Source organism: Sphingorhabdus sp., assembly GCF_044374345.1.
In the GTDB taxonomy this organism is placed as follows: Bacteria; Pseudomonadota; Alphaproteobacteria; order Sphingomonadales; family Sphingomonadaceae; genus Sphingorhabdus_B.
This window is the reverse complement of sequence record NZ_JBILOS010000010.1, coordinates 1-18,138: the sequence shown is the minus strand read 5'-3', so window position 1 is coordinate 18,138 and position 18,138 is coordinate 1. Positions and strand designations below refer to the sequence as shown.

The following is an 18,138-nucleotide window of genomic DNA, read 5'->3' as shown; positions in this document are numbered from 1 at the left end:
CGCGTGCAGACATATGAAGTGTCGCGCGCGCTGGCCGCTGACTTCTTGACAGGCAGGGTGGCTAAGGCACAACTGCATCAATGACATTCCAGATTCACCTGATTGGCTTGCCCACAGATCAAAACAGTTCGTTCGAACGTGGCGCCGCGGCGGCACCGGACGCAATTCGCCATGCGCTTTTTAGCGATCGGGGTAACCTATCGACCGAAAGCGGCCTTGAAATAGGAACCGACATTGCGCTGATCGATCGCGGAGATGTACCGCTTTTGGATGAGGATACTGCGGCTGATGATGCGCTCATTACCAAGGCGGTGGCTGACGCGATGGACGCAGGTGCTGTTCCTCTGCTGCTGGGTGGCGATCATTCGGTAACATATCCGGTGGTGGCGGCTCTGGCCGCGCGTCATGGTCCGCTCAATATTCTGCATTTCGATGCGCACCCCGACATGTATGCCGATTTTGAAGGCAATCCGCGCAGCCATGCATCGCCATTTGCCCGCATATTGGAAGCCGGTCACGCAAAGCGCATTGTTCAAGTTGGTATCCGGACGCTGAACCGCCACTGCCGCGAACAGGCCGAGCGTTATGGCGTTGAAATACTCCCGATGCTGAACTTCTCGCCGGCGCATGTTCCCGTTCTTGAAGGGCCGCTCTACATCAGCTTTGATCTCGATGGCCTTGACCCGTCAGAGGCGCCGGGTGTGGCGCATCCGGAGCCGGGCGGCCTGACGGTGCGCGAAGTCCTGTCGATACTTGCCAAGCAAAATGCCGCAATCGTTGGCGCGGATGTCGTGGAACTTAATCCCCGGCGCGACGTGAACGATGTTACGGCAATCGTCGCGGCCAAGCTGGTTCGGGAAATCGCCGCGCGTATCTATCAAAGTCATTCAGGAGAATAACCATGACCATCACAGTGCACCATTTGAACAATTCGCGGTCGCAACGGATTTTGTGGCTCCTCGAAGAATTGAACGTGCCTTACGAAATTGTGCACCACCAACGCGATGCCGTGACCAATCTTGCGCCTGAGGCGCTTTTGAAAAAACATCCTTTGGGTAAGTCACCGATGATAGAAGACGCCGGCAATATCGTTTTTGAATCAGGGGCCATCGTTGAATATTTGTGTGAACGTCATAATGGCGCGCATCTGGTGCCGCCACGCGGGACAGACCAACATATCCTTTACCTTGAGTGGCTGCATTTTGCCGAAGGTTCGGCGATGACACCGATTCTGCTCAACCTGTACACAGCCCGTCTGGGCGATGCCGCCGCGCCGCTGCACCCGCGCATTAACGAACAATTGGAAAGCCATTTCCAGTTCATGGAGGATGGATTGAACGCCAGCGGATGGTTTGTGGGTGATACGATGAGCGGCGCCGACATCATGTTGAGCTTTCCAGCGGAGGCCGCCGTCAAAATGGGCCGTGCCGCCAACCGCCCGAATCTCACCAAATTTGTAGAAACAATCCACGCGCGGCCCGCATTTCAGCGCGCGCTCGAAAAGGGCGGACCTTACGCTTATGCCTGATAGAGCGGCAAAGTGCATATCCGGCTTGCAGGGCGGCGAGTCGTTCCCTAAGTCGCTTTCGTTATGACATCGACCAATGATATTCGCCGCGGGTTCCTTGATTATTTCGGTGCTGCTCAGCACGACATAGTCTCGTCCGCGCCACTCGTGCCGTACAATGACCCGACATTGATGTTCGTCAATGCCGGCATGGTACCGTTCAAAAACGTATTTACGGGCCTTGAAAGCCGCGAAACGCCGCGTGCAGCTTCAAGCCAGAAATGCGTGCGGGCGGGCGGCAAGCATAATGATCTGGACAATGTCGGCTATACGGCGCGCCACCATACTTTCTTTGAAATGCTCGGGAACTTCTCGTTCGGCGATTATTTCAAAGAGCAGGCAATTACCCATGCGTGGACATTGCTGACCAAGGAATGGGGGCTTGATCCATCGCGCCTCACGACCACGGTTTATCACACCGATGACGAGGCGTTCGACCTGTGGCGCAAGATTGCGGGCCTTCCTGAAGAGCGTATCATCCGTATCGCGACGAACGATAATTTCTGGTCGATGGGTGACACGGGGCCATGCGGTCCGTGCAGCGAAATTTTTTATGACCATGGCGACCATATTTTTGGTGGCCCTCCCGGAAGCCCGGATGAAGATGGCGACCGTTTTGTCGAAATCTGGAACCTGGTGTTCATGCAGTTCGAGCGGCAGGATGATGGCACCGATGTGCCGTTGCCAAAGCCGTCGATCGATACCGGCATGGGTCTTGAGCGCATCGCTGCTGTCATGCAGGGCGTGCACGACAATTACGACACCGACACGTTCAAGGCGCTGATCAATGCGTCGGAAGAGCTGACCGGTACCAAGGCGCAGGGCGACCAAATGGCCAGCCACCGCGTGATTGCCGACCATTTGCGTTCGACCAGCTTCCTTTTGGCCGATGGTGTCATGCCGTCGAATGAAGGTCGCGGTTATGTTCTGCGTCGTATTATGCGCCGCGCCATGCGCCATGCGCACATCCTTGGCGCGAAAGAGCCGTTGATGCACCGTTTGGTGGGCAGCCTTGCCGCGGAAATGGGCGCGGCTTATCCCGAATTGCTGCGTGCGCAACCGATGATTGAAGCAACGTTGAAGCAGGAAGAAACCCAGTTCCGCCGCACGCTGGACAAGGGCATCAAGCTGCTGGATGAAGCGACCACGGGGATGCAGCCTGGCGATATCCTTGCCGGCGATACCGCGTTCAAACTGTATGACACATATGGCTTTCCATATGACCTGACCGAAGATGCATTGCGTGCGCAGGGCTTGGGCATTGATCAGGCCGGTTTTGAAACCGCCATGAACAATCAAAAGGCTATGGCACGTGCGGCATGGAAGGGTTCTGGGGCCAAGGCATCGGACGACGTCTGGTTCGACATCGCCGAACGCGTTGGTTCGACAGAGTTTACAGGATACGCAGCCAATGAAGGCGAGGGGCAGGTCGTTGCCCTCGTCCGTGATGGTGTTGAAGTGCAGTCTGCGGCTGCAAACGACACCGTGACCGTCATCACCAACCAGACGCCATTTTACGGCGAAAGCGGCGGCCAGATGGGCGACGCTGGCGTTATCTCAAGCGCCAACATGCGCGGTGACGTCACTGACACGGCAAAGCCGCTTGGACGTTTGCATGCGCATCAGGTCACGATTGGAACGGGCGAGATCAAGGTCGGCGACTTTGTCACCTTGAAAATTGATACCGCCCGCCGCGACACCCTGCGCGCCAACCATAGCGCAACCCATTTGCTGCACGCATCCTTGCGTGAACGACTGGGCAGTCATGTGACGCAAAAGGGCAGCCTTGTTGCACCGGATCGTCTGCGGTTCGACTTTTCGCATAATCAGGCGGTGACGGCTGATGAAATTGCGATGATTGAAGCCGATGTGAACGCACAAATTCGCGGTAACCAGCCCGTAACCACGCGTTTGATGACCCCCGATGATGCGGTCGCTGCTGGCGCGCTTGCTTTGTTTGGCGAGAAATATGGCGAGGAAGTCCGGGTGCTGACGATGGGCAAGACCGAGGACACACATTATTCGCTCGAACTGTGCGGTGGCACGCATGTCAACGCATTGGGTGACATTGCGTTGTTTGCGATCATTTCTGAAGGCGCCGTCGCCAGCGGTATACGCCGGATTGAGGCATTGACCGGAGAGGCCGCACGCCTCTGGCTCGTTGGCCGCGAAACACAGTTGAAGAATGTAGCCGCGATGCTGAAAACCGCGCCTGATGAAGTCGGCGCGCGTATTGAGACATTGATGAGCGAACGCAAGCGGATGGAGAAAGAACTCTCCGAAGCCAAAACCGCGCTCGCATTGTCCGGTGGCAGCGGCCCCAAGGCTGAAGCTGAAACAATCGGTGATGTCACATTCATGGGGCAGGTCATCAATGGTATCGAGCCAAAGGCCCTGCGCGGTTTGGCCGATGACCAGATGAAGGCCATTGGCAGCGGCATCGTCGCCATCATTGCGGCGAACGAGAACAGCAATACCGTCGTTGTCGCCGTCTCACCCGCGCTCCACGCCACGCTGACCGCTCCAGACCTTGTTCGCGCCGCGACCGAGGCGATGGGCGCGCAAGGTGGCGGTGGACGTCCCGATATGGCACAAGGCGGCGGCCCAGCTGGCGCTGAACTGGCGCAGGCGGCATTGGATGCCATTAAAGCAAAGATTGCCGGTTAAGATGTAAGCTTGAGCTTGGGGGCCTCGTCGAGGCCGCCGGCTTCTTTGATCTGCCGCCGGAATTCGTCGCGCTTTTCGTGAATAGACGCGATCACGGGGCCCATGGCGACGCCGAGATCGACAAGCACCGCTTCCGATAGCTGAAGCGAGCTTTCCAGCGTTTCGGGAACGGCGTCGGTTGCCCCGGCCTGATACAGGCGTGCGGCATGGTCTGCATCGCGGGCGCGCGCAACGATGGTAATATCCGGCAACCACTGGCGGACGCGCTTGACGATATGTTCGGCCAGCACCGGTTGGTCCATGGTCAGAATAATCGCCTTTGCGTGGCCAAGGCTCAGCTTGTCCAATGTTTCGGGCCGTGAGATGTCGCCAAAGATAACTTTATAGCCATCGCGCCGCGCCGCGGTGACGACATCCACATTGGATTCAACTGCAACATAAGGCTGCCCATGCGTCGTCAGCATGTCGGCCACCAAATGACCGACCCGGCCAAAGCCGATAACGACCGTGCGCGGTTCTTGCGCCGGGTCTTGGTCATATATCTCGTCGTCGGTCTCGCGCAGCTCAATGCGGCGTGCCATGTCGTGGCCGATGCGCGCCAATATCGGCGTGATGGTTAAGCCAATCGCGGTTGCGACTTGCCAGAAATTGATGGTTGCGGCGTCAATAATCTGCGCCGCGCCAGCTGCACCCAGCACAATAAGGGTGGTTTCGGATGGGCTTCCCATAAGAACGCCTGTCTCAGTGGCGGTCCCCGTGCGTGCGCCGTTCAATTTCAGCAGGCCTGCGGTAACCGCCGCCTTTATCAGAACGACGCTGGCCACCGCGCCAACCAGCGCCGCCCAATTGGCCGCGACAAAGCGCAGATCAACTTGCATGCCGATGCTGATCAGAAACACACCCAGCGCCAGCCCCTTAAACGGCGCGGTCATGACGGCGACTTCGGTATGGTAGTCCGTTTCGGCGATTAACAAGCCGGCGATCATTGCACCAACAATGGGCGAAAGGCCAACCGCACCGGTCGCGAGACTTGCCACGATCACGACCAGCAGGCTGACCGACACAAATAGCTCGGGGCTTTTGGTCCGCGCTGCTTGCCCGAACAGGCGGGGCAGGAAGAAGCGGCCAAGTACAAGCATGCCGACGATTACCAATGTGCCCTGCCAGAGCACAGTAACCATGCCCTCCCACGAATCCGAACCCGCTTGTGGTGCCAACGCGCCCAAGACGAAGATGATCGGGACGATCGCAAGATCTTCGAACAGCAACATCCCAAGGGCTGATTTGCCAACGGCAGAATGCGTGCCCGATATGGGCAGCACCAGCGCAGTCGATGAAAGCGCCAGCGCAATGCCGATGCCAATCGCAGCCGTCAGGTTATAGCCAAATAGCAAAAGCCCCGCAGCAATGATGAGCCCCGCACCAAACAATTGCGCTGCGCCCACGCCAAAAACCAGACGCCGCATCTTCCACAATCGCCGAAAGGACAGTTCAAGCCCTATCGTGAACAGCAATAAGATAATGCCATATTCGCCAATGGGTCCAATGGCCTCGGGATTGGTGATGGTGACCCATTCCAGCAATGGATAGCGTTCCACCAAAGTACCAAGGCCCATGGGGCCGACGAGTATCCCCACCAAGATGAAACCGATAATAGGCGTGATGCGAAAACGGGCAAACGCCGGGATGACGATGCCCGCCGCGCCCAGAATGACGAGCAGATCGCTGATGCTTTCGCCGTGTAGTTCGCCTGCCATGTGCACCTTGTACGCCAATGCAGCATGAAAAGGGAAGGACAGGACAATAAAAAAGCGCGGAGGTTGCCCTCCGCGCTTTGTTGTACTTATGAGTTTGCTGTTACTGCCAGCTGCCCATTTTAGCTTCGAGGTTGGCGCGAACCTGTTCAAAGAACTGCTCGGTCGTCATCCATGCCTGGTCTGGACCAATGAGTATCGCGAGATCCTTTGTCATGTGGCCGTCTTCAACAGTCTGGATGCACACTTCTTCAAGCGTTTCTGCAAAGCGAGTCACTTCAGGCGTTTCGTCAAACTTGCCACGGAACTTCAGGCCGCCGGTCCATGCAAAAATCGACGCAATCGGGTTGGTCGATGTTGCTTTACCTTGCTGATGCTGGCGGAAATGGCGCGTTACAGTACCATGTGCGGCTTCCGCCTCAACGGTCTTGCCATCTGGTGTCATCAAAATCGACGTCATCAATCCAAGCGAACCAAATCCTTGTGCGACTTGGTCGGACTGCACATCACCATCATAGTTTTTGCACGCCCAGATGAACTTGCCCGACCACTTCAGCGCGGACGCGACCATGTCATCGATCAAGCGATGCTCGTACACAATGCCGAGTTCTTTGAACTTTTCGGCAAATTCGGTTTCGTATACTTCTTGGAACAGGTCCTTAAAGCGGCCATCATAATATTTCAGGATGGTGTTCTTGGTCGACAGATACACGGGCCATTCGCGAGTGACACCATAGTTCAGTGACGCGCGGGCAAAATCACGAATCGAGTCGTCGAGATTGTACATCGCAAGGGCAACGCCCGGTGATGGATAACGGAAAACTTCCTCGTCAATCGTCCGGCCATCGTCGCCGTCCCAGACAAGGCGCAATGTGCCGGGTCCGGGAACGAGGAAATCGGTAGCGCGATACTGGTCACCAAATGCATGGCGGCCGATCACGATAGGGTCAGTCCAGCCCGGAATGAGGCGCGGGACATTTTCGATGACAATCGGTTCACGAAAAACAACGCCGCCCAAAATGTTGCGGATGGTGCCGTTTGGCGACTTCCACATTTTCTGCAGGCCGAACTCTTCTACGCGCGCTTCATCGGGTGTGATGGTCGCGCATTTTACGCCGACACCGAATTCGCGAATTGCGTTGGCGGAATCAACAGTGACCTTGTCATTGGTCTTGTCGCGATATTCCATGCCAAGGTCATAATATTTCAGGTCAATATCGAGATATGGCAGGATGAGACGTTCCCTGATCCATTCCCAGATGATGCGAGTCATTTCGTCGCCATCGAGTTCTACAACCGGATTTTTGACCTTAATTTTTGCCATGTCAGAAAGCTCTTTCCGTTGGGGAGATTTGATATTGACGGGTGCCATAGCAAAGTCTGCCATATGTTCAACTGGCTAGCGCAATTGTCGGAAATTGCCGGAAACGGCATCAAAGGTTGTAAGATGCACTGTCATCCCCTAGCTAAAGTCTATGAGTAGACAAGAATTGACAAACCGGGGCAGCGGGGTCGCGAAATGGTCGTTTCCGCCTGTTCACCCCGAAGGCCGTAAATTTGGCCTGATCGCAGCGGGTATCACCCTGTTTTTTGCATTTATGGCATGGGAGACGCTCGCATGGCCCATGGGCGCAGTGACCATATGGACACTCGCTTTCTTTCGCGATCCAGTCCGTGCAACACCCATAGACGACCGCTTTGTGGTTTCGCCAGCAGATGGCCTTGTCACCTTGATTGAGCAAGTTCTGCCGCCGGCAGAACTGCGGGGACCAGACGGGCTTGGTGATGAACCAATGACCCGGGTTTCCATCTTTATGAGCGTGTTTGACGTCCACATTAACCGGACGCCGATCCGGGGCACGATTAAACGCGTGGTGTATATCGCCGGTAAGTTTTTGAACGCTGACCTGGATAAAGCGAGCGAAGAAAATGAACGTCAGCATTTCCTCGTGGAACGCAGTGACGGCGTGCGTATCGGCTTTACCCAGATCGCTGGTCTTGTCGCCCGTCGTATCGTCGCTTTTGTGAAAGAAGGCGACAGCGTTGCCAATGGCCAACGCATTGGCCTTATCCGATTTGGCAGCCGCGTGGATGTATATCTACCGCATGGAACATCGTCGCGCGTCATTAAGGGGCAGCGTTGCGTTGCTGGCGAAACGGTCATCGCCGACTTGGGTGTTGACCAAGATTTGATTGCCGTCGCACACTAATGAACGATTTTTCCTCCCGCCCCGGCATTCCGTTACGGGCGCTCGCACCAAATGCGATCACCGCGCTTGCTTTGTGCACTGGCCTCTCGGGGGCATGGTTTGCGATGCAGGGCCGCTGGGAAAATGCCGTTGCCGCGATGGTTATCGCAGGTGTGCTTGACGTCATGGATGGCCGCATCGCCCGTATGTTGAAAGGCGAAAGCCGCTTTGGTGCGGAACTGGATTCGCTGTCCGATGTGATCGCTTTCGGTGCGACCCCGGCTTTGGTCATGTACATGTGGGTGCTGCAGGATATGCCGCGCTTTGGCTGGACCATCTCTGTATTCTTCGTGTTGTGCGCTGCGTTGCGGCTTGCGCGCTTCAATGCCCGCATCGATACCGAAAACCAGCCGCATAAAATGGCGGGATTCAACACCGGCGTTCCATCGCCGCCGGGTGCAGCGTTGGCCTTGCTGCCGATGATGATTTGGTTCGAAACCGGTGCAGAATGGGTGCGTGACTATCGCTTTCTTGGGCCATGGTTGCTCCTGTGTGCGGTCTTGATGGTTTCCAACGTCGCCACCTACAGCTGGTCGTCGATCAAGGTCCGTCGTAGCCTTCGCTTTATGGCACTCGCCACTGTTGGTTTGTTTACCGCGACCTTGGTTGCTGCCCCTTGGGTTGCGATGATCGGTGCGACAATAGTTTATGCAGCGCTGCTGCCGTTTAGCGCCATAAGCTATGCGCGCGTAAAAAAGGCACGGCGGGTGCAATCCGAAGCCGCTTGACCTAAGCCTGCCATAGGCTATGTTCCGCATTCGTTCTATATTTGGAGTGCTGTGTTGGAGCCGTTAGTCGTCATCGTCATTGTTGTGCTTACTTTGCTGGTCGGGCTCGTGCTCGGCTGGTTTGCCGGCGGGCGTGAAAGCCGGGCAGGGCAGGAGACCACCGTGCAACTGCGGTCTATGCTCGATCAGGTCGTGGTTGAGCGGGACAGTGCAAAGGACCGTCTAGCGCGTCTGGAAACCAGCCTGGAAGAGCGTGAACGCGGCTTTGAAGAACAGATCGCTGCGCTGGCTCAGGCCAAAGAAACCTTGTCGGCGCAGTTTGGCGAGATTGGCCAAAAACTGCTGGGCGAAGCGCAAGCGGCCTTTCTTCAACGCGCCGATGAACGTTTTCATCAGGCCGGTGAGAAGAACGAAGAGCGCTTGAAGCAGCTATTGGGACCCGTTGGCGAAAAGCTGAAAGCCTATGAAGAGCAAGTCGGCAAAATCGAGAAAGACCGCACCGAAGCATATGGCGATCTGAAGGGCCTTATTGGCGAAATGCGGCTTGGGCAGGAACGTGTGTCGAACGTTGCCTCTGGCCTGATGAACTCTTTGCGCAATGCGCCAAAGGCGCGGGGCCGCTGGGGCGAGCAGCAGTTGAAGAATGTTTTGGAAAGCTGCGGCTTATCGGAACATGTCGATTTTGACCTGGAAACCAGCATTGATACCGGTGATGGCCTTCGCTTGCGGCCTGACGCGATCATTCATGTCCCTGGCGGGCGGACGTTGGTTATCGACGCCAAGGTGTCTTTGAACGATTATCAAGACGCTTTTGCCTCCGTGGATGACGACGTCCGCGCAGTCGCCATGACGCGGCACACACAGTCGATGAAGAACCATATCGATGGTCTTTCGCGCAAAGCCTATTGGGACCAGTTTGAGGACGCGCCTGATTATGTGATTATGTTTGTCCCGGGCGAACATTTTCTGGCGGCTGCGCTCGAACATGAACCGCAATTGTGGGACTTCGCCTTTGATAAGAAGGTGTTATTGGCGACGCCGACCAATCTGGTTGCGATTGCGCGGACGGTTGCCAGCGTGTGGCGGCAAGAGGGCCTTGCGCGCGAAGCCAAGCAAATCGGCGCGCTTGGCAAGGAAATGTATGACCGCATTGCCGTGGCCGCGCAGCATCTGAAATCGGTGGGCAGTGGCCTGTCCTCGGCGGTGAATAATTACAATAAATTCGTGGGCAGTTTTGAACGTAATGTCATGTCGACGGGTCGGAAATTTGCCGATCTCAATATCGAAACCGGCAAGCGCGAATTGGAAGATATCCCGTCGGTTGAGGCGCTGCCGCGTTATGGTTCTGATGATGGCAACGCGCAAATTGCCGACGGACGCGAAGCGGCGGAGTAATAGCTCTGGCGGGCCTCAGCCGCGCGTTGGACGGCGAAACTGGTTCAGCACTTCATACGCCATGACCGCTGTGGCCACCGCGGCGTTTAAGCTGTCTGCCTTGCCCTGCATCGGCATTTTGACGAGCAGGTCGCACTGACCTTCATAATCGTCGGGCAGACCCTGCGCTTCGTTGCCTGTGAGGATGAAACACGGGCTATTGTAGTGCGCAGCCTGATAATCTGTGTCGGTTTGCAGGCTCGTTCCAACCAGCTGACCATCGCCCGCGCGTAACCAAGTGATAAACTCGTCCCATCGGCACTGAACGATCTTTTGCGTGAAAATCGCGCCCATGCTCGCTCGGACAGCCTCAACCGAAAAAGGGTCCGTGCAGTCATCAATGAGGATAAGCCCGCCGGCGCCGACAGCATCGCCGGTTCGCAACATTGTCCCCAAATTGCCCGGGTCGCGCATGGCTTGCGCGACGAGCCAGATCGGCGCGGTCGCGCGCTCTATATCGGCAAGCGCGGTAATATGGTCACGATAAACACCGACGACCGCCTGTGCGTTATCTTTGCCGGACAGTTTTGCCATGATTTCGGCGCTGGTTTCAATGACGTCCCCGCCGTTGCGTAGCACCTCCTCTTCAAGCGCGATTTCCAGCGCGTGAACGGGCCGGTCTTTGACCCGGAACAGCATTTCGGGGAGGAAACCCGCTTCGCGCGCTTCCGTCATGATGCGGAGGCCCTCGGCAAGAAATAGCCCGGCACGTTTCCGCAATTTCTTTTCGCGCAGTCCGCGGATTTCCTTCAGAAGGGGATTGGAAAATCCGGTAATCTCACGGCGCATCAGTCTTCGCCAAAGCCGTCAACAACCAGCCCGATGAGCTTTTCAATGGCGGGCTCCGCCTGATCGCCTTCGACGTGAATGGTGATTTCACTGCCCTTTGCCGCGCCGAGCATCATTAGGCCCATGATGGATGTGCCGGTGACGATCTGCCCATCTTTTTCAACTTCAACTTTAATGCCTTCGGGCAACCGGCTGACAAAGGTGACAAATTTTGCACTGGCGCGGGCATGCAGCCCTTTCACATTCACGATTGTTGCTGACCGGCTGAGGCGGGTCATTTTGATGCCTCAAGCACTTCGGACGCCACGCTGATATATTTCCGGCCCGCTTCACGTGCAGCGGCGACAGCCTCTTTTACATCCAGGTTTTTGCGGGCGCTGTCGAGACGGATCAGCATGGGCAGGTTTACGCCAGCGATGACTTCGACCCGGCCAGTTTCCAGCAGCGATATGGCCAGATTGGAGGGCGTTCCGCCAAAAAGATCGGACAGAATGATCGCGCCTTTGCCTGAATCAACCTGTTTAATGGCCGCAGCTATTTCATTGCGGCGGGCCTCCATGTCATCATGCGGACCAATGCAAATGGTGGCGATGTCTTTTTGGGGGCCAACAACATGCTCGAGCGCGACGAGAAATTCGTCCGCAAGCTTGCCATGTGTGACTAAAATCAAACCGATCATGTGATGTCGTTACCCTGTGGAGCGCTATTCTTATTTGCGCCGTTAGCAGGCTCTTCAATTGCGTCAATCGGTCTTGATGTCAGGTTGCGATGGCTAACCGCGGGGTCAAAGCCATCTTCACGTAACCAACGCCCGAATTGTTCGGCAACATGGACGGACCTGTGACGCCCGCCGGTGCAGCCAAAGGCAATGTTTACATAGGCCTTACCTTGCGCGTCATAGAGCGGCAAAAGATAGCGGAGAAGGTCGCGTATCTTTTCCATCGCCGCATCATATGCCGGGTCAGCTTCGACATAATGCGATACACCTTCATCCAGCCCGGTAAGCGGCCGAAGTATATTGTCCCAATGCGGATTGCGCAGGAACCGCAAGTCAAAAACCAGATCGGCATTGTGGGGAATGCCGCGCGAATAGCCAAAGCTGGTTATGGTAATGACGGAATGTGGCGATGCTTCGTTGTTATATTGCTCGCGGATTGCCTGTCGCAGGTCATGTGCAGACAGCTTGCTGGTATCGATGACCGTTTCCGCCCACTGACGAAATGGATCCATCAACGCGCGTTCAATCGCGATGCCGTCCATGGCCGGGCGGTCAGGTGCGGCGGGGTGACGGCGACGCGTCTCTGCGTAACGGCGTTCAATTTCAACGCCTGCACAGTCGAGAAATAGCGTTCTGATAGTCAGGTTGGGCTGGTTCTGCAGCTGTTTGATCTGTTGAATAAGCGTTTCGGCGTCAAAGCCGCGCGTTCGGCTGTCAAAGCCAAGGGCTATGGGGATATCGGGGCTAGCCTGACGACCGGTCACGGGTATTTCAAGCAACTGGCCGGCAAGGCGGATCGGGAAATTGTCGACGGCTTCCCAACCTAAATCTTCAAGCGCCTTCAAAACGGTGGTTTTCCCAGCGCCAGAAACACCCGTCACAATCAATATTGTTTGCGGAGCAGAGGCTGTTTTGGTGTTCACGATGGCAAGCCTTCTTTTGAAGAAACGGCGGATGTAAATTCGGGCAAGGCGCCGCTATCGAGAACTGCCCGCAACGCATATTCGACCTTGATCGCGCTGCTTTGTTCAAATGGATTTAGCCTGGACACGGGAACGACGTAATCACCAATGTTGGTGCGCGCAATGTCTTTAGGTAATCTGTCTGGTGCATCTACGAACTCCACTATCAGGCGAAGCGGCGCAGACGCTATGAAATCGACGTTAGAAATGCCGACGCCGCGCACCTCAATCTTTCCGGCGATATTGGGGGCGACAGTGAGCATTGGAGCGTTGTCACGGATTTCCAAAAAGACGACATCATCGCTGATCAAAATAGCGCCGCGATCGATCAGCCGGAGCGCGAGATCGGATTTGCCGCTACCTGATTCGCCCATAATCAGCACAGCATGGCCACCGATCGATATCGCGGTGCCATGGATCATCTGTGGCATTAGCGGGTCGCCACCGCTGCGCAGGGAAGGGCGATTTCAAAACAGGCCCCGCCTTTGCCATCAACCCGGTCGCGCACATTGATGCGGCCATGGTGGCCCTCAACAATCGTGCGCGCGATGGCCAACCCCAGCCCGCTATGTTTGCCGAAATTCTCGGTTGGCGGGCGCTCACTGTGGAACCGGCGGAAGATGGCTTCTCGTTCCTGCGGTGGAACGCCGGGGCCTTCATCGCTGATGCGAATAATCACTTCTTCGTCGGCCAGCGTAGCTGATATTTCAACGACTGCGCCCGGTGGCGAAAAGGACACTGCGTTGTCGATGAGATTGGTCAGCATGCGTTCAAGGCGCACATCTTCACCCATGACCGTGGCGATTGTCCGCCGTGGCCGTGCGAAGGCGATATTTACATCCTTGTCGCTGCCACGGTCTTCGCGCGCCTGCAGCAATTGTTCAATCATGTCGCCCAAGTCGATAGGTTCGAACTTTGCCTTGGCCAGTTGGGAGTCCACGCGGCTGGCGTCTGAAATATCGCTAATCAAACGGTCCATCCGCTGAACATCGGCTTTTGCGACATCCATAAGCTGTTTACGCAGCGCCGGGTCTTGAATGCGCTCTGCACCGTCCAGTGCCGACCGCAAGGAAGCTAGCGGGTTTTTAATCTCGTGCGCGACATCCGCCGCAAATGCTTCGGTCGCGTCAATACGTTGCCGAAGGGCAATGCTCATGTCGGACAGTGCGCGTGCAAGCATGCCGATTTCATCACGGCGTGAGGGCAGGCGCGGAACGGTGACCTCCTGAGCGCGGCCAAGCCGCACCTTGACCGCCGCGCGCGACAGGTGCCGAAGCGGACGAACGATGGTTCGCCCGAGAAATATGGAGAGCATTATGCCAATGCCAAGCGCGATGGCAAAAAACATCCCGACATTGAACCGCTCAGCCCGCACAAATAAGCGAATATCGCGTTCATTGGATGTTGTCAGAACAGCAAAGCGGCCATCGCGCGACCGCGAACCGGCGCTGATAACATGTGTGAGGTCAGGGGCGAAAGCGACCGTCGACGCTGCGTCTGCTGACTTAGGCTTTAGTACATGTTGCCAAGCATCGGCCGTATCGACGCGCGGTTCCGCAAATGGTTGTAACACCGCGGCACCCACCAGAAAATCGAACATCTTATCAATACCGCGCGCGATGACTTTGCGTATCGGTTCCTTGTCAGGATCGCGGAAGACATATGTCGGCGGACGGCCGGCGAAGCTGTCCAAGATTTTTTCGCCATTTTGCGCATATACACGAATCCGCGATTGATGCTTTTGGCCAAATTCATAAATATACGCGGCGCGCTTTTCGGGTGCGACCAAAGACAGGCTTTCCGCGAGGAATGTCGCTTGCAGCCGCGCAGCGTCTTCGCGTTCGGCAATCAGCCGCACACGGTAGCTGTCGAGGAAAAACAGCCCTGCGCCCAGCAGCGCCAAGACGAAGAGATTTACAGCAAGGATGCGGGCGGTGAGCGAAAGCCCCCGGCTCCATCCCAGCTGAAGATCAGCGGGCTCAGCTGTCTGCAAAGCGATATCCTGCACCGTAAAGCGTATCTATCGCCGCAAAGTCCGGGTCTACTTCGCGAAACTTGCGCCGCAGCCTTTTGATATGGCTGTCGATGGTGCGGTCGTCGACATACACATCATCCTGATATGCGGCGTCCATCAGCTGATCGCGCGTGCGCACAACGCCCGGCCGATTGGCAAGCGCTTCCAATATCATAAACTCGGTCACCGTTAGCGTCAGCGGTTTTCCATCCCATTTCACATGATGCCGCGCAGGATCCATTTGCAGCTTGCCGCGCACCATAGGCTCAAGCTCAGGCTCAGCGTCGCCGCTGCTGACGCCGCGATCATAAGTGGCGCGGCGCAAAATGGCTTTCACGCGCGCTACCAGTAGCCGCTGGGAAAAAGGTTTGGTGATATAATCGTCGGCACCCATGGCAAGGCCAAGTGCTTCATCCAGCTCTTCATCTTTTGATGTCAGAAAGATGACCGGCATAGCGCTCTTTTCGCGCAACCGCCGGAGCAATTCGAGGCCATCCATACGCGGCATTTTAATGTCGAAAATGCCAAGGTCCGCGGGATTTTCCAGCATGGCCTTCAGCGCGGTTTCGCCGTCCGAATATATCCGGGTAACATATCCCTCGGCTTGCATAGCAATGGACACAGACGTCAGAATGTTGCGGTCGTCGTCGACCAAGGCGATGGTTGCACTCATGGGCTATCTATAGGGGGGCAATGGCTTAGGTTCAATCACTTGCTCTCTTGGCGCCAATGTGATGGGTTGCAACTGCCCTGATGCGGATCATTACTGAACCCGATTTGACCTTGCTGCTTCCATCGTATACCGGCTCCAGCTTCACAGTGCATACGTATGCCCAGATTCGCAACTTTTGCCGGAGTAGCCAATGTCGACACCTTTACATATCTCGCTTTCGCAACAAGGTTTTGACACAAAGGCGCAGCTGCATTGCAACCTCGGCACCGCGCCTTTGGTGGAAGCCGCGCTGGCAAATGATGAAGGCATATTGGCCAAAGACGGTCCGCTGGTTGTTAAGACGGGTGCGCACACGGGGCGTTCCGCCAAAGACAAGTTTATCGTGCGCGACGCCGAAACCGAAAACAGCATTTGGTGGGGTAAAACCAACGTCCCGATGGACCCTGCGCATTTTGCTGCGCTGAAAGAAGATTTCATTGCCGCGCTGGGTGGCAAAGACAAATTGTACGTCGCGGACCTGTTCGGTGGTTCGCAGCCGGAGCACCGCGTCAATGTGCGCGTAATCAACGAATTTGCATGGCACAATCTGTTCATCCGCACCTTGCTGGTGCGCCCTACGCAGGAAGAGCTGACCAGCTTTGTGCCGGAATATACCATTATCGATTTGCCAAGCTTCCGCGCGGATCCTGCGCGCCATGGCTGCCGCAGCGAGACTGTTATCGCTGTGAACTTCACCGAAAAGCTCATTCTGATCGGTGGCACTGCATATGCGGGTGAAATGAAGAAGTCGGTTTTCGGCATCCTCAATTATCTGTTGCCGGTGAAGGGCGTGATGCCCATGCATTGCTCCGCCAATATCGGCCCAGACGGCGACACCGCTGTATTCTTTGGCCTTTCAGGCACCGGCAAGACGACTTTGTCTGCAGATGCCAGCCGCACGCTGATTGGCGACGATGAACATGGCTGGTCGGACACCGCGGTGTTTAACTTTGAAGGCGGCTGCTACGCAAAAATGATTCGCCTCTCGGCAGAAGCCGAGCCGGAAATTTTTGCGACGACAAAGCGCTTCGGAACGGTGCTTGAAAATGTCGTTATCGACCCGGAAACACGTGAACTGGATTTCGACGACAATAGCCTCGCGGAAAACAGCCGTGGTTCGTACCCAATTGAGTTCATTCCGAACACATCGGAAAAGAATATGGGCCCGGTTCCCAAGACGATCATCTTTTTGACCGCGGACGCTTACGGCGTTTTGCCGCCTATTGCGCGCCTGACGCCCGATCAGGCCATGTACCACTTCCTGTCGGGTTACACGGCACGTGTCGCTGGCACAGAAATCGGCGTGACTGAGCCTGAAGCCACATTCTCCACCTGCTTTGGCGCGCCATTCATGCCGCGTCACCCAAGCATCTATGGCAATTTGCTGAAAGAGCGGATTGCCAAGGGGGCGGTGCAATGCTGGTTGGTCAATACCGGCTGGACGGGCGGTAAAGCAACGATGCCCGGCATCAGCCGTATGCCTATCAAGGCCACACGGGCCTTGCTCAACGCTGCGCTTGACGGAAGCCTGAACAATGCAGAATTCCGCAAGGACCAGAATTTTGGTTTTGAATTTCCCGTCGCAGTTCCAGGCGTCGACAGCGGAATCCTCGATCCGCGCGAAGCTTGGGCGGACAAGGCGGAATATGATGTTACGGCACGCGGACTTGCTCAGCAGTTCGTCGACAACTTCGCGCAATTTGCAGATCATGTCGACGAAGGTGTAAGGCAATCGGCACCAAAGGTCGCTTAACCCGTCCGGACATAATCGGACAACGCAGAAGGTTCGATCATGTCCGAATATTCTATGCGCTTATTTGAAGATGACGCCGCAATCGTCGCGATCGGCGAAGGCTTGCTTGCGCGTAGCTTACCGCGCGCGGATTGGACGCATGAAGCGCATCTGGCGGCATGTACTTGGCTGGTGCGTGATCGGCCGGATATCGCGATTGAGCGAGAGCTACCTGCCATCATTTCGGCCTATAACGAAGCCGTGGGCGGCGTGAATGACGATACCCAAGGCTATCATGAGACGATTACGCAGGTGTATATCGCGGGCGTGAAGGCGCATCTGGCCGAGGTCGGGATACAGGTGCCGTTGCACGAGGCCGTGAACGCGCTATTACTTTCCGACCGGGGACGCCGGGATTTGCCGCTTCGGTTCTATTCAAAGGAGCGGCTGTTTTCGGTGCACGCGCGGCGGGGCTTTATCGAACCCGACCGCGTGAGCCTTGATCTGATTTAGAGCGCGTTGGACCCAGAAAAGACGGACCGATTGCGTCCTTCGATCAGTCAAGACCGCCTTCGACCAGCAACACCGCGCCGTCAGCGCCTGTGACGCGCACACGGGACCCTATTGCGGCATCGACGCCGCGGGCGGACCAGACGCTGTCGCCGACCTTGACGCGGCCATGGCCGTTTGTGATCGCTTCAACCACGGTCACGATTTCACCCGTCAACCGCGCGCCACGGTCGTTTAACTTTGCATCTTCGGTCTCGATGGGGTTGTCGCGTAGAAATTTCTTGCCCGCAAAGACCGTCAAC

General features: G+C 56.3%; 18 protein-coding genes. 8 read left to right on the top strand and 10 right to left on the bottom strand.

Features of this window, described 5'->3' with window-relative positions; genetic code table 11:
* Positions 1 to 80: 80 nt before the first annotated feature.
* The 3 genes from speB (at position 81) to alaS (ending at position 4,234) form a co-directional block, all read left to right on the top strand.
* Positions 81 to 899, top strand: coding sequence for an agmatinase (speB, locus tag ACIQ5B_RS02035; RefSeq protein ID WP_397597560.1), 819 nt, complete (start codon positions 81 to 83; stop codon positions 897 to 899).
* A gap of 2 nt (positions 900 to 901) precedes the next feature.
* Positions 902 to 1,528 (top strand): glutathione S-transferase family protein, encoded by a 627-nt coding sequence (locus tag ACIQ5B_RS02030; RefSeq protein WP_397597559.1) that lies wholly within the window; start codon positions 902 to 904, stop codon positions 1,526 to 1,528.
* Between the two features lie 63 nt (positions 1,529 to 1,591).
* Positions 1,592 to 4,234: an alanine--tRNA ligase gene (gene alaS / locus ACIQ5B_RS02025; RefSeq protein WP_397597558.1), complete on the top strand. Its 2,643-nt coding sequence runs from the start codon at positions 1,592 to 1,594 to the stop codon at positions 4,232 to 4,234.
* On the opposite strand, the gene ACIQ5B_RS02020 is transcribed toward alaS, so the two are convergent.
* Together ACIQ5B_RS02020 and ACIQ5B_RS02015 are read right to left on the bottom strand one after the other, a co-directional pair.
* Entirely contained in the window at positions 4,231 to 5,991 is a 1,761-nt protein-coding gene (locus ACIQ5B_RS02020; RefSeq protein ID WP_397597557.1) for a cation:proton antiporter, read from the bottom strand. The genes alaS and ACIQ5B_RS02020 overlap by 4 nt on opposite strands.
* A 100-nt stretch (positions 5,992 to 6,091) precedes the next feature.
* The gene (locus ACIQ5B_RS02015) at positions 6,092 to 7,312 is read right to left on the bottom strand and encodes an NADP-dependent isocitrate dehydrogenase (protein WP_397597574.1); all 1,221 of its coding nucleotides are present in this window, start codon (positions 7,310 to 7,312) and stop codon (positions 6,092 to 6,094) included.
* Between the two features lie 151 nt (positions 7,313 to 7,463).
* Here ACIQ5B_RS02015 and ACIQ5B_RS02010 point away from each other — a divergent pair, with 151 nt between their 5' ends.
* Genes ACIQ5B_RS02010 through ACIQ5B_RS02000 form a run of 3 tightly spaced genes read left to right on the top strand, consistent with a single transcriptional unit; the run spans position 7,464 to position 10,360 of the window.
* The gene (locus ACIQ5B_RS02010) at positions 7,464 to 8,198 is read left to right on the top strand and encodes a phosphatidylserine decarboxylase (protein WP_397597556.1); all 735 of its coding nucleotides are present in this window, start codon (positions 7,464 to 7,466) and stop codon (positions 8,196 to 8,198) included.
* Positions 8,198 to 8,965 carry a CDP-alcohol phosphatidyltransferase family protein gene (locus tag ACIQ5B_RS02005; protein ID WP_397597555.1) on the top strand — a complete coding sequence of 256 codons (768 nt, stop codon included), beginning with the start codon at positions 8,198 to 8,200 and terminating at the stop codon, positions 8,963 to 8,965. Before ACIQ5B_RS02010 ends, ACIQ5B_RS02005 begins: the two co-directional genes overlap by 1 nt.
* A gap of 51 nt (positions 8,966 to 9,016) precedes the next feature.
* Positions 9,017 to 10,360, top strand: a complete 1,344-nt coding sequence (locus tag ACIQ5B_RS02000) for a DNA recombination protein RmuC (protein WP_397597554.1) — start codon at positions 9,017 to 9,019, stop codon at positions 10,358 to 10,360.
* A 15-nt stretch (positions 10,361 to 10,375) separates the two neighbouring features.
* Here the strand turns inward: ACIQ5B_RS02000 and ACIQ5B_RS01995 are convergent, their stop codons facing one another.
* The 7 genes from ACIQ5B_RS01995 to ACIQ5B_RS01965 are packed head-to-tail and all read right to left on the bottom strand — an operon-like array spanning position 10,376 to position 15,555.
* Positions 10,376 to 11,188 carry a TrmH family RNA methyltransferase gene (locus ACIQ5B_RS01995; RefSeq protein ID WP_397597553.1) on the bottom strand — a complete coding sequence of 271 codons (813 nt, stop codon included), beginning with the start codon at positions 11,186 to 11,188 and terminating at the stop codon, positions 10,376 to 10,378.
* The gene (locus ACIQ5B_RS01990) at positions 11,188 to 11,466 is read right to left on the bottom strand and encodes an HPr family phosphocarrier protein (protein ID WP_395628709.1); all 279 of its coding nucleotides are present in this window, start codon (positions 11,464 to 11,466) and stop codon (positions 11,188 to 11,190) included. Before ACIQ5B_RS01990 ends, ACIQ5B_RS01995 begins: the two co-directional genes overlap by 1 nt.
* Complete coding sequence (locus tag ACIQ5B_RS01985; RefSeq protein ID WP_397597552.1) at positions 11,463 to 11,867, bottom strand: PTS sugar transporter subunit IIA; 405 nt, start codon at positions 11,865 to 11,867, stop codon at positions 11,463 to 11,465. The genes ACIQ5B_RS01990 and ACIQ5B_RS01985 overlap by 4 nt, the downstream gene beginning before the upstream one ends.
* On the bottom strand, positions 11,864 to 12,829 hold the full coding sequence (gene rapZ, locus ACIQ5B_RS01980) for an RNase adapter RapZ (protein WP_397597551.1): 966 nt from the start codon (positions 12,827 to 12,829) through the stop codon (positions 11,864 to 11,866). Before rapZ ends, ACIQ5B_RS01985 begins: the two co-directional genes overlap by 4 nt.
* A complete protein-coding gene (locus tag ACIQ5B_RS01975) occupies positions 12,826 to 13,299 on the bottom strand; it encodes an HPr kinase/phosphorylase (protein ID WP_397597550.1) in 474 nt (157 codons plus the stop codon). Before ACIQ5B_RS01975 ends, rapZ begins: the two co-directional genes overlap by 4 nt.
* The gene (locus tag ACIQ5B_RS01970; protein ID WP_397597573.1) at positions 13,299 to 14,867 is read right to left on the bottom strand and encodes an ATP-binding protein; all 1,569 of its coding nucleotides are present in this window, start codon (positions 14,865 to 14,867) and stop codon (positions 13,299 to 13,301) included. Before ACIQ5B_RS01970 ends, ACIQ5B_RS01975 begins: the two co-directional genes overlap by 1 nt.
* Positions 14,848 to 15,555, bottom strand: coding sequence for a response regulator transcription factor (locus ACIQ5B_RS01965; protein ID WP_397597549.1), 708 nt, complete (start codon positions 15,553 to 15,555; stop codon positions 14,848 to 14,850). Before ACIQ5B_RS01965 ends, ACIQ5B_RS01970 begins: the two co-directional genes overlap by 20 nt.
* A 190-nt stretch (positions 15,556 to 15,745) precedes the next feature.
* Between ACIQ5B_RS01965 and ACIQ5B_RS01960 the strand changes: the two genes are divergently transcribed.
* Both ACIQ5B_RS01960 and ACIQ5B_RS01955 read left to right on the top strand, forming a co-directional pair.
* A complete protein-coding gene (locus ACIQ5B_RS01960) occupies positions 15,746 to 17,347 on the top strand; it encodes a phosphoenolpyruvate carboxykinase (RefSeq protein WP_397597548.1) in 1,602 nt (533 codons plus the stop codon).
* 39 nt (positions 17,348 to 17,386) lie between these two features.
* Entirely contained in the window at positions 17,387 to 17,839 is a 453-nt protein-coding gene (locus ACIQ5B_RS01955; RefSeq protein WP_397597547.1) for a hypothetical protein, read from the top strand.
* A 43-nt stretch (positions 17,840 to 17,882) separates the two neighbouring features.
* Here ACIQ5B_RS01955 and ACIQ5B_RS01950 read toward each other — a convergent pair.
* The coding region (locus tag ACIQ5B_RS01950) for an NfeD family protein (protein WP_397597546.1) at positions 17,883 to 18,138 on the bottom strand (256 nt) is incomplete at its 5' end.